Origin of the sequence: Paracidovorax citrulli, assembly GCF_900100305.1 — a bacterium.
Lineage (GTDB): Bacteria > Pseudomonadota > Gammaproteobacteria > Burkholderiales > Burkholderiaceae_C > Paracidovorax > Paracidovorax citrulli.
Window position 1 is genome coordinate 1 of the sequence record NZ_FNEY01000036.1, and the last position, 11050, is coordinate 11050.

Below are 11050 nucleotides of genomic sequence, written 5' to 3' on the forward strand. Positions count from 1 at the left end.
CACCCGCCCGGCACTCGCTCCTGCCCAGCAGCCGGCCGCTCCCGCCCCCGCCAGGGCCGCCGGGTCCGGCAACGACGACTGGGAAACCTTCTGACCCCGGGAGTCACTCCCGCCGGGTCGCGGTCCGCTGCCGCATCTGCCATGCGGCATCCACCGCCAGCATGCACAGCAGCGAGAGACCCAGCAGGGGCAGCAGCACGCCGGCCACGGCCAGCATCCCGCCCACTACCCAGAGCGCGCGCGGCTGCGCCGGCAGCGGCGGCACGCCCAGCCCCCCTGCCGGGCGACGCTTCCACCACGTGACCGCGCCCGCGGCGCACAGCAGCACGATGCCGGCACAGGCCACGGCCAGCACGATCTGGTTGGCCACGCCGTACTGCTGGCCCAGGTGGACGTTGATGCCCCACTCCAGTCCCCGCGCCACCGGCCCGTAGTCGGCATAGCCCATGTCGAGCAGCGGACGGCCACTGTACTGGTCCAGGTGCACCACGCGCTGCCCGCCGAGGTCGGCCGGATACGCCGACGCGGTATAGACGCCGCCCGCGCCCTGCGGCGCGGCAACGCTGAAGCCCGGCGCCAGGCCCAGGCGCGTGAACACTGCCATCGCGGCGTCCAGGCCGATCGGCGGCACGGCCGGCACGGACCGCGCCCCGGCGGCGGACGCTGCGACCGCCCCGCCGTGGCCTTCGTGTTCCCCGCCCCCGCCATGGCCCTCGTGCCCCCCATGGCCTGTGTGCCCGTCGTGCCCGGCATGGTCACCGCGCCCGGCGGCCATCGCCGCGCCCGGCACGGCCGAGGCCACGGGCACGCGCGCCTGCTGCAGGCTCCACGGCACGGCCAGCGTGTCCGCCACCGGCACGGCAGACATCGGCACCTGCACGCGCACGCCGGCCGGATAGCCCCAGTGGCTGCCGTTCGCCCAGGTGTTCACCTGCGCCCCCCAGAACACCGACCAGGGCATCCCCGTCAGCGCCAGGAACGCGAGGATGCCGCCCACGCCCAGGCCCAGCACCGCGTGCAGGTCGCGCCAGAACACGCGCTCTGCCGGGCAGCCGCGCACCGTCACCACGCCGCCGCGGCGGCCGCGCGGCCACCACAGGTAGAGCCCCGTCGCCACCAGCACCACCGCCCAGCCCGCCGCCATCTCGATCACGCCGCGCGCCAGCGGGCCGATCACCTTCAGGCTGTGCAGCCGCCGGATCTGCCACGACAGCGTGCCGCGCTCCGGCAATTGCCCCAGCACCCGCGCAGAGCCCGGATCCACGTACACCGCCACGCGCCGCCCGTCCGCGGTGGCGATGCCCACGTTCGCGCTGTCGCCCGGCCCCGCGGCCGGCGTGTAGCGGAACCACTGCCCCGGCTGCGCCGCCAGCGCAGCGGCCACCAGCGCGCCGGGCGGCCGCGCCGCGCCGGGCGGTACCGGCTGCACCACGCGCAACAGGTCGCGGTGGACCCAGCCGTCGATCTCGCGCTGGAACAGGTAGGCCCCGCCGGTCACCGCCAGCCAGGCGAGGAACGGCAGCACCAGCAGCCCGGCGTAGAAATGCCAGCGCCACACCGCGCGGTAGAAGCTCGCGGCGCGCAGGGGCGGGGAAGCGCCGCCGCCGGTGTCCGCCGCGGGGGTTGCCGCCGTGGTGGCGGTGGTCGTCGTCGATGCCATGTTCAGAACCTCCAGCCCAGGCTGACGGCGACGCTGCGGCCGTCGCCCGGCGAATAGCCCGAGGAGCCGCTGTCATACCACGCATAGACGTAACGGCGATTCGTCGCGTTGCGCACCTGCACGCTCACATCCGCCACGGGCGAGAGCTGCCAGGTCGCGCCCAGATCCAGCAGCGCGTAGCGCCCCGCGCGGCCCTGGGTGTTGGTGCGGTCCAGGTAATAGTCGCCCTGCGCCGTCACCGTGGCCGACAGGCGCAGCACCTCCGTGGCGCGCACCTGCACGCCCGCGCTCGCCAGGTAGCGCGGCACGTTCTCCACCTCCCGCCCGGCGGTGTCCGGCGCCGACGGATCGGGCACGGTGATGCGCGCCACCTGGTGCGAATAGGCGACCCAGCCCGTCCAGCGCGCGCCCAGGCGGGCGTTGAGCTGCGCGTCCCAGCCCTTGCGCCGCGTGCGTCCCACGTTGCCCAGCCCGCCGGGATCGGGCAGCCCGTCCACGCCCAGCACGCGCGCGACCTCGCCCGACGCGCGCTGCTGCCATGTGGCCACGCGCGCCTCCCAGCCCGGCGCGGGCTGCCAGCGCACGCCCGTCTCCCATCCGTCGTTGATCGACGGGCCCAGGTCGCGCGCCTGCGTGCGGTAGGCGTCGATGCCCGTGCCCACCTGGAAGGTGCGGCCCGCATTCGCATACAGCGTCACGCCCTCGCGGGCCGTCCAGGCCACGCCCAGCTTGGGCTGGCGGATGGTGCCGTAATCGTGCATGCCGTAGCGCTGCCCCGTCAGCCGGTCCGAGAAATCTCCGCCCAGCCGGTCCACGCGCAGCGCCGGCACGATGCGCAGCGACGCCACCGGCTGCACCACCGCCTGCACGTACGCCCCCTGCGTATGCACGTCGAAATCCCAGTCCCGGAACTGCGAAGTGTGCACGTGCCCGGCCGTGCGCCAGCGCTGCGCGGCGTTGTCCTGCCACTGCGCGTCCACCCCGCCTTCCAGCGTGAACGCGTGCGCCCAGGCCACCGCGGGCCGCCACGTCAGCACGCCCGACAGCCCGCGCTGGTCCTCGTCGTTGTCGCGCTCCTGCTGCACGCCCGCCTGCGAGAACCGCACCCAGCGCTGGTTCTCGTAATGGTTGGCGTACGCGCGCGCCGTCCAAGACAGCCGCTCGGCCAGCTCGGCCTCCCAGTGCAGCCCCAGTTGCCCGGTCTCGCGCGTGCTGCGGTCCGAGGCCGACCACGGCGGCGACCAGCGCGGCTGCGCCGCCGCCTGCTCGCGCGTCAGGTAGCCGGACTCATCCGCCGCATTGCGGAAATAGCGCGCTGTGAGGCCTGCGCGCCAGCCGCCGCCCGGATCGGTGTAAAACCACTTGCCCGACAGCGCACGCTGCGTGCCTTCCGCATGGTCGCGCCAGCCGTCGCCCGTGCGCCAGAACACGCCGTAGTTCTGGCTCCACGGCCCCGACTCGATGCCTTTGACCACCTGCAGGTCGCGCGTGCCGAAGCTGCCCGCCGTCAGCGTCGCGCGGCCCTCGTTGCCGCCCGTGCGCGTGATCACGTTCACGTTGCCCGCGATGTTGTGGAGCCCGTAGCGCGGGTCGTTCGTGCCGCGCACCACCTCCAACGCCTCGATATCGAGCGGGAACACCGCATCCAGGAACGGCATACCGCCCGCGTTGTCGTTCGACGGGATCCCGTCGATCAGCAGCTTGACGGCATTCACCCGGCCCTCGCCATTGAAGCCGCGGAAGGAGAACCGCCCCGCGTCCGTCCCCTGTCGGAACGGCGTGACCTGCACCCCGGGCGCGCGGCCCAGCAGTTCCCAGGAATGGTCCACGCGGGCATCCTGCAGCACCTCGCCGCCCACGATGTCCACCGATGTGGACACGCTGCGCGCCGGCAGCGCGCCGCCGGGGCCCTCGCGCACCTCCACCGTTCCCAGCGTGAGCGCGGGGCCGGCCTGCACGGGAGCGTGGAGCGCCGCAGCGCCATCGCCGCGGGCGGCACCGGGCACGTCCTGCGCCCAGGCCGCCAGCGCAGGAAGCATCGCCAGCGCCGGCGGCACCGTGCGGCGCGCGGCCCGGCCGAACGCAGCGGCCGATGGCGGAAAGAAGGAAAAAGAACAGACAAGAAGATGACGACGACGAAGCCGGTCCATATCCACCTCGTGCAAGAAGAAGCTGGCCGGGCCGCGCGCGGCCTCGGGCGGTGTGTGTTCAGCACCGACACCGACCCCGGCGAAGGCAACCGCGCCGGCGCCGGGCGCAGGCGTCCGGCGCGGCACCACACGGCGCGGCGAACCAGCCAACCTCTTGCGAAAAAAATCGACGGAAAAAAAGCGGGAAGAGAGAAAGAAAAGACCTCTGCCGCGATGCAGCCCGCCAGGGGAACGGAAAAAGCGGCAGCCCTGCCGGCGGCAGGCCGGTCAGGCGCGTGCCGGCGGCCCGCGCGCCGGCAGCGGCGCGCCCGCCAGCGCCGCGATGCGCGCGGCCTCCACCGGCCGCAGCGCATGCGCCAGCGGCTGCGCCATCGGCACCGCCAGCGCCACCACCGCGGGCGGCGGCGCCCCCGCTGCCAGGCACAGCGCGCAATCCAGACCGTGCTGGCCCAGCTCGCGCATCCCGCTGCCGTCGTCCTGCACGACCACCAGCTTGGCACTGCCCGCCGCATTGCAGACCACCTGCAGGCTCTGCGGGTGCAGCAGCGGCGAAGCGGCGGCCATGCCGAAGGCGAGCATCCACCACGCCAGGACCAGCGGGGCCAGGCGGCGAAGGCGGGGCAGGAAGGTGGTCACCTGAAGCAACGGGAGGGAAGAAGGGAAGCGCCGGCGGCCTGCGGATTATGCGGCGGCATGCCGGATACGCGGTATCGCGTACGCGGAAACCGGAGCACGCCGGTAGAATCCGTGCCAGGGTGCCGTCACATGGGGTGCGGCAGGTGTAGCGAAGGTCGGGCCGCCTCGCGGATCACTGCCGGCCACCCACCATGCACCTGTCCATGGAGTCCATCGCGGCTCTCCTTTTCGGCATCGCATTGCTGCACACGTTCACCGCGAAGCAGTTCGAGCGCCTGTCCCACCGCTTTCCCAGACACTCCGGCATCTTCCATTTCCTGGGCGAAGTCGAGGTCGTCTTCGGTTTCTGGGCGATCGTCCTCGTGGCCGTGATGGCCCTCGTGGCGGGCGGCTCCGAAGCCGTGGAATACGCGGAATCGCGCAACTACACCGAGCCGCTTTTCGTGTTCGTCGTCATGGTGATGGCGGCGTCCCGGCCCATCCTGCAGACGATCAACGACCTGCTGGGGCGCGTGGCCCGCGCGCTGCCGGTGGACACGCCGCTGGCGACCGCATGGCTCGGGCTGGCCGTGGTCCCGCTGCTGGGCTCCCTCGTCACCGAACCGGCGGCGATGACCATCGCTGCCCTCATGCTTTCGGGCCAGCTGTTCCGCAAGGACGTGCCGGAAGGCGCGAAGTACTTCGCCCTGGGCGTGCTGTTCGTGAACGTCTCGATCGGGGGCACGCTCACCTCCTACGCCGCCCCGCCGGTCCTGATGGTCGCGGCCACCTGGGGCTGGGACTCGTGGTTCATGCTGGCGCACTTCGGCTGGAAGTCCGCCCTGGCGGTGGCCGCCAATGCCACGCTCGCGGCCTTCGTGCTGCGCAGGCACCTCATCCGCTCCCCGGGAACGGAACACGGCGAGACGTCCGCAACGCCCGTTCCCTGGCCGCTCGTGGCGGTGCACGTGGCGCTGCTGGCCGCGGTGATCGCCGCCGCGCACCATCCGGTCATCTTCCTGGGCCTGTTCCTGCTGTTCCTCGGCATCGCGCAGGCATACCCGCGGCACCAGAACCGCCTGATCCTGAAGGAGGCGCTGCTCGTCGGCTTCTTCCTCGCGGGCCTCGTGGTGCTGGGCGGCATGCAGCAATGGTGGCTGCGACCCATCGTGGAAGGGCTCGAACCGGTGGTGCTGTTCTTCGGCGCGCTGGGCCTGACGGCCATCACCGACAACGCCGCCCTGACCTACCTCGGCTCCCTCATCGATGGCATCACGGACCCCGCCAAGTACATGCTGGTGGCCGGCGCCGTGGCCGGCGGGGGGCTCACCGTGATCGCCAACGCACCCAACCCCGCCGGGGTCTCCCTGCTCAAGGGCGGCTTCCGGGATGAAACCGTCAGCGTGGGGGCGCTGCTGCTCGGCGCCCTCGTCCCCACCGCGATCGCCGCTTCGGCTCTGCTCTTCCTCTAGCCCCATCCGCTTTTTTCAACCGCATGCCGGCAACGGCAGGGCGCAGCCTTGCCATTTTCAACATGAAAGGAGACAACGAGTGAAATTGAGAGACATCCACGACGTGATCGGCGGCGCCGCCATGTGCGTCATCGGCGCGGGCTTCGCGGTCTATGGCCATGTCCACTACGCCATGGGCACCTCGGCCCGCATGGGGCCGGGGTACTTTCCGATCGTCCTCGGATGGCTGCTGGCCGTGCTGGGCCTGCTGGTGGCCCTGCCGGCGCTCTGGCGCCAGGGCACGCCCATCGTCGTGCAATGGAAGAACCTCGCCTTTTCCATAGCCAGCCTGCTCGTCTTCGCGGCCCTGCTGCGCACGGGAGGCATCGTCCTGGCCGCGTTCACCGCCTCGCTGGTCGCCCTCGTGCCCGCGCGGATGCGCCTGCGCACGCGGTTCACCGTCTCGGCGGTGGTCGCGCTCATCACCGTGCTGATTTTCGTCGTCGGGCTGCAGATGGTCCTGCCGGCCTGGCCCTGGAGCATCTAGGAGGCACCCCATGGAATTGCTCGACAACCTCTGGCTGGGACTGCAGGTCGCCTCGCAGCCCAGCACCCTCGCGTACTGCTTCTTCGGGGTGTTCCTCGGCACCCTGGTGGGCGTGCTGCCCGGCATCGGGGCGCTCGCGGCCATCTCGCTGCTGCTGCCCATCACCTACCACATCCCTCCCACGGCGGCGATCATCATGCTGGCCGGCGTCTACTACGGCGCCCAGTACGGCGGCTCCACCGCGGCGATCCTGCTGAACCTGCCCGGCACGCCGTCCTCCGCGGTGACCTGCCTGGACGGCTACCCCATGGCCAGGAAGGGGCGCTCCGGCCTGGCGCTGTTCGTCACCACCATCGCCTCGCTGGTCGGCGCGATGTCCGGGCTCGCCCTGCTCGTGCTGTTCTCGCCGATGATCGCGGAGGTCGGCCTGAAATTCGGGCCGGCCGAGTTCTTCTCCATGATGGTCCTGGGCCTGGTGGCCGCCTCGTCGATGAGCGGAGGCTCCGCCGCCAAGGGCCTGGCCATGGTGGTGTTCGGCATCCTGCTGGGCATGGTGGGCACCGACGTCAACACGGGCGTGGCGCGCTACAGCTTCGACATCCCCGAGCTGATGGACGGCATCAACCTGGTCGCGCTGGCCATGGGCCTGTTCGGCGTGGCGGAAGTCGTGCGCTGCATCAACTCCACCGACACCGAGAAGCAGCCGGAGAACATCACCATGCGCTCCATGGTGCCCAGCCGGCAGGAGCTGAAGGAAACCGTCAAGCCCATGATGCGCGGCTCCGCCCTCGGCGGGGCACTGGGGGCGCTGCCCGGCGTGGGGCCGTCCATCGCGGCCTTCATGTCCTACGCCGTCGAGAAGCGGGTGGCCAGGGACCCCAGCCGCTTCGGCCAGGGCGCCATCGAGGGCATCTCGGCGCCGGAATCGGCGAACAACGCGGCGGCGCAGACCGCCTTCGTGCCCTCGCTCTCGCTGGGCATTCCGGGCGACGCGGTGATGGCCGTGATGCTGGGCGCGCTCATCATCCACGGCATCAACCCGGGGCCGATGCTGATGACGGAGCAGCCGGAGCTCTTCTGGGGCCTGATCGTCAGTTTCGCCATCGGCAACATCATGCTGGTGCTGCTCAACATCCCCACCATCGGGTTGTGGGTGGCCCTGCTGCGCATCCCGTTCTCGTGGATGTATCCGGCCATCCTGGTGTTCGTCGCGCTGGGCGTTTACAGCGTGAACAACAACACCTTCGACATCTACATGGTCGCCCTGCTGGGCATCCTCGGCTATGCGCTGATGGTGCTGCGCTTCGAGCCCGCGCCGCTGCTGCTCGGCTACATCCTGGGCCCCATGGTCGAGGAGCACCTGCGCCGCGCCATGCTGCTGTCCCGCGGCGACCCGTCCACCTTCTTCACCCGGCCGATCAGCGCCACCCTGCTGGCCCTGGCCGCGGCACTGCTGGCATGGGCCATCTGGGGCACCGTGAAGAAAACGCTGAAGGCGCGGGAAGCCCTCCGGCTCGCCGAAGCCCGGGCGTGACCCGGCGGGCGCGCCGGCATCATCCGGGGCGCCATTCCTCCGCCAGGAACTCCACCAGCGCCCGCACCCGCGCGGGCACGAACCGCTGGCTCGGCAGCACCGCGTACACCGTGTATGCCTGCCCCAGCCACCCGGGCAGCAGTTCCACCAGTTGCCCGCTGTCCAGATGCGCCTGCACGTCCAGCCGCGACTTGTAGACGATGCCCCCGCCGGCCAGGGCCCAGGCGTGGGCCAGGGCGCCGTCGTCCACACTGCGGTCGGCGCGCAGGGTGATGCCCACGGTCTCGGGCGGATGGCCCGGCGCGCGCTCGAAGGTCCAGCGCACCTCGCGGCGGCCCGCGATGGCCATGGCGATGCAGCGGTGCGTCGCCAGCTCCGAAGGGTGCCGCGGGGTGCCGTGGCGCGCGAGGTATTCCGGTGCCGCGCAGGCGATGCGGCGGGTGTGGTGCAGCGCGCGGGCCACGAGTTGCGAATCCGGCAGTTCCGCGCTGTAGCGCAGGGCGAGGTCCACCGCATCGCGGCGCACGTCGTGCAGGCGGTCGCTGGCCGACAGCGCCAGTTGCACGCCCGGGTGCCGCTCCATGAACCGGTCTAGGCGCGGCAGCAGCACGCGCGAGAGATCGGTGGGCGCGGCCAGGCGCACGGTGCCGCGCAGCGCGCCGGTCTCGCTCTGGGCCAGGCCCGCGCCCTCGTCCAGCAATTCCAGCGCGCGTTCGGCGTATTCCAGCAGCGTGCCGCCCTGGGCGGTGATGCGCAGTGCGCGCGTGGAGCGCTCGAACAGGCGCACGCCCACCTGCGCCTCCAGCCGCTTGAGCATGGCGCTGGCCGCGGCAGGCGTCACGTCCAGCGCCCGGGCCGCGGCGGTGAGCGAGCCCCCGCGCGCCGCCTCCACCAGCACGCGCAGGTCGGAGAGATTTTCAAATTTCATTTGCAGGTGATAGCGGTTTCTGGCGGCTTATCAACCGCATTTTGAATCACCAGAATCAGGGCAGCCCTTCCGTGGCGCCCGACCGATCCCGGGCGATCCGCGCCATGCCGTTGCCACTAACCCTCAGAAAGGACTCCCCATGAAAGCCGTCGGCTATTTCACCCCCCATGCCCTCGATGCCGCCACCGGCCAGGGCCTGCAGGACTTCTCCGATCTGCCCGCGCCCGTGCCGCGCCCGCACGACCTGCTGGTGCGCGTGCGCGCCGTCTCCGTGAACCCGGTGGACACCAAGGTGCGCGCGAGCGCCGCGCCCGCCGAGGCCGGCCAGCCCAAGGTGCTCGGCTGGGATGCGGTCGGCACCGTGGAGGCGCTGGGCGCCGAAGTGCGTGGTTTCGCCGTGGGCGACCGCGTGTTCTATGCCGGCGCCATCGACCGCCCCGGCACGAATGCCGAGCTGCATGCGGTGGATGCGCGCATCGCCGCCCATGCGCCGGCCACCTGGACCGATGCCGAAGCCGCCGCCGTGCCGCTCACCGCCATCACGGCCTGGGAGCTGCTGTTCGACCGCCTGGGCGTGCCCCGCCACCCGCAGACGGTGGATGGCCCCGTGCCGACAGCGGCCGACGCACCGGTGCTGCTGGTGGTGGGCGGCGCGGGCGGCGTGGGTTCGATGCTCATCCAGATCGCGCGCCAGCTCACCGGCCTGCGCGTGGTCGCCACCGCCTCGCGCCCGGAAACCCGCCAGTGGTGCCTGGACCTGGGCGCGCATGCGGTCATCGACCACCGCGAGCCCTTCGCGCCGCAGCTCGCGGCCCTGGGCATCGGGGCCGTCGATGCGGTGGCCAGCCTCACCCACACGCCGCAATACCTGGCGCAGTACGTCGAATGCCTGCGCCCGCAAGGCCGCATCGCGGTGATCGACGACATGCCCTCGCTCGACGTGATGCCGCTCAAGCGCAAGAGCATCTCGCTGCACTGGGAGATGATGTTCACGCGCCCGATGTTCGGCACGCCCGACATGGCCGCGCAGGGCCGACTGCTGGCCGAAGTGGCGGAACTCGCCCGCGCGGGCCGCCTGCGCAGCACGCTCACCGACACCCTGGGCCCGCTCTCGGCCGCCACGCTGCGCGAGGCGCACGCCCGCATCGAGAGCGGCCGGACCATCGGCAAGCTGGTGCTGGTAGCCCCCTGAGGCGCTTCGCGCCATCCCCCAGGGGACGCCGCCAGTGGCCCGGCAAAGCCGGTTCCACGGCGTCCGCTGGCATGGCCTGCTCCGCGGCCTTCGGACAGGGCTGGCCGCAGGACGTCCCAGCGGCGTGCAGGAGGACGGCGCTACCATCGCCGGATGACCCACGACGAAGCCCTCTCCGCTCCCACCCGCGACCTGTTCCGTGAAGACGCCTACCTGCGCGAATGCCGTGCCACCGTGGCCGCGGTGCTGCAAGGCGGCGGCATCGTGCTCGACCGCACGGTGTTCTATCCGCTGGGCGGCGGGCAGGCGGGCGATGCCGGGGTGCTGGTGCGGGCCGACGGGCGCGAGGTGCCGATCACCGATACGCGCAAGGGCAAGGATGCCGAAGGCAAGCCCACGGCCGCCATCGTGCACGTGCCGGCGCCCGGCGCCGAGCCGCCCGCCGTGGGCGAGGAAGTCACCGCGCGCATCGACTGGGAGCGCCGCCACCGGCTGATGCGCTTCCACACCACCACCCACCTGCTGTGCCATCTGGTGGCGCAGCCGGTGAACGGCTGCTCGGTCACGCCCGACGCCGCGCGGCTGGATTTCCACATGGACGGCCCGCTGGATGCCGCCGCGCTGAACGCCGGCATCGCCCGGCTCGTGGCCGAGGCGCACCCGGTGGCGATCGGCGCGATCACCGATGCCGAGCTGGACGCGCAGCCCGAACTCGTCAAGAGCATGAGCGTGCAGCCGCCGCGCGGCAGCGGCCAGGTGCGCACCGTGCGCGTGGGCACCGACGGCCAGACCCAGATCGACCTGCAGCCCTGCGGCGGCACGCACGTCGCCAACACCGCCGAGATCGGCGCGGTGGTCGTCACCAAGATCGAGAAAAAAGGCGCGATGGCCCGGCGCGTGGTGCTCGGCTTCGCGGCCTGAGCGCCACCGCTGCACGCCGCCCTTCCCGGAACCAAAGCCGCCCGCGCCGCTC

9 protein-coding genes are annotated in these 11050 nt (G+C 71.9%); 5 read left to right on the forward strand and 4 right to left on the reverse strand.

Going from position 1 to position 11050, the window contains the following annotated elements:
- Nucleotides 1–103: 103 nt before the first annotated feature.
- The 3 genes from BLR99_RS19135 to BLR99_RS19145 all read right to left on the reverse strand — a co-directional run bounded on the left by BLR99_RS19135 (nt 104) and on the right by BLR99_RS19145 (nt 4455).
- The gene (locus tag BLR99_RS19135; RefSeq protein ID WP_011797457.1) at nt 104–1660 is read right to left on the reverse strand and encodes a PepSY-associated TM helix domain-containing protein; all 1557 of its coding nucleotides are present in this window, start codon (nt 1658–1660) and stop codon (nt 104–106) included.
- 2 nt (nt 1661–1662) lie between these two features.
- On the reverse strand, nt 1663–3699 hold the full coding sequence (locus BLR99_RS19140; protein ID WP_011797458.1) for a TonB-dependent receptor: 2037 nt from the start codon (nt 3697–3699) through the stop codon (nt 1663–1665).
- Nucleotides 3700–4077: 378 nt separating this feature from the next.
- Nucleotides 4078–4455 (reverse strand): DUF2946 family protein, encoded by a 378-nt coding sequence (locus BLR99_RS19145; protein WP_011797459.1) that lies wholly within the window; start codon nt 4453–4455, stop codon nt 4078–4080.
- A gap of 182 nt (nt 4456–4637) precedes the next feature.
- Here BLR99_RS19145 and BLR99_RS19150 point away from each other — a divergent pair, with 182 nt between their 5' ends.
- The 3 genes from BLR99_RS19150 (at nt 4638) to BLR99_RS19160 (ending at nt 7957) form a co-directional block, all read left to right on the forward strand.
- Nucleotides 4638–5897 carry a putative Na+/H+ antiporter gene (locus BLR99_RS19150; protein WP_011797460.1) on the forward strand — a complete coding sequence of 420 codons (1260 nt, stop codon included), beginning with the start codon at nt 4638–4640 and terminating at the stop codon, nt 5895–5897.
- A 79-nt stretch (nt 5898–5976) separates the two neighbouring features.
- Nucleotides 5977–6423 carry a tripartite tricarboxylate transporter TctB family protein gene (locus tag BLR99_RS19155; protein ID WP_011797461.1) on the forward strand — a complete coding sequence of 149 codons (447 nt, stop codon included), beginning with the start codon at nt 5977–5979 and terminating at the stop codon, nt 6421–6423.
- A 10-nt stretch (nt 6424–6433) separates the two neighbouring features.
- Nucleotides 6434–7957, forward strand: coding sequence for a tripartite tricarboxylate transporter permease (locus BLR99_RS19160; protein WP_046059481.1), 1524 nt, complete (start codon nt 6434–6436; stop codon nt 7955–7957).
- 19 nt (nt 7958–7976) lie between these two features.
- Here the strand turns inward: BLR99_RS19160 and BLR99_RS19165 are convergent, their stop codons facing one another.
- Nucleotides 7977–8885, reverse strand: coding sequence for a LysR family transcriptional regulator (locus BLR99_RS19165; protein ID WP_011797463.1), 909 nt, complete (start codon nt 8883–8885; stop codon nt 7977–7979).
- Nucleotides 8886–9024: 139 nt separating this feature from the next.
- Here BLR99_RS19165 and BLR99_RS19170 point away from each other — a divergent pair, with 139 nt between their 5' ends.
- Nucleotides 9025–10077, forward strand: coding sequence for a zinc-binding alcohol dehydrogenase family protein (locus BLR99_RS19170; protein WP_011797464.1), 1053 nt, complete (start codon nt 9025–9027; stop codon nt 10075–10077).
- Between the two features lie 153 nt (nt 10078–10230).
- A complete protein-coding gene (locus tag BLR99_RS19175; RefSeq protein WP_011797465.1) occupies nt 10231–10998 on the forward strand; it encodes an alanyl-tRNA editing protein in 768 nt (255 codons plus the stop codon).
- Nucleotides 10999–11050: the final 52 nt, after the last annotated feature.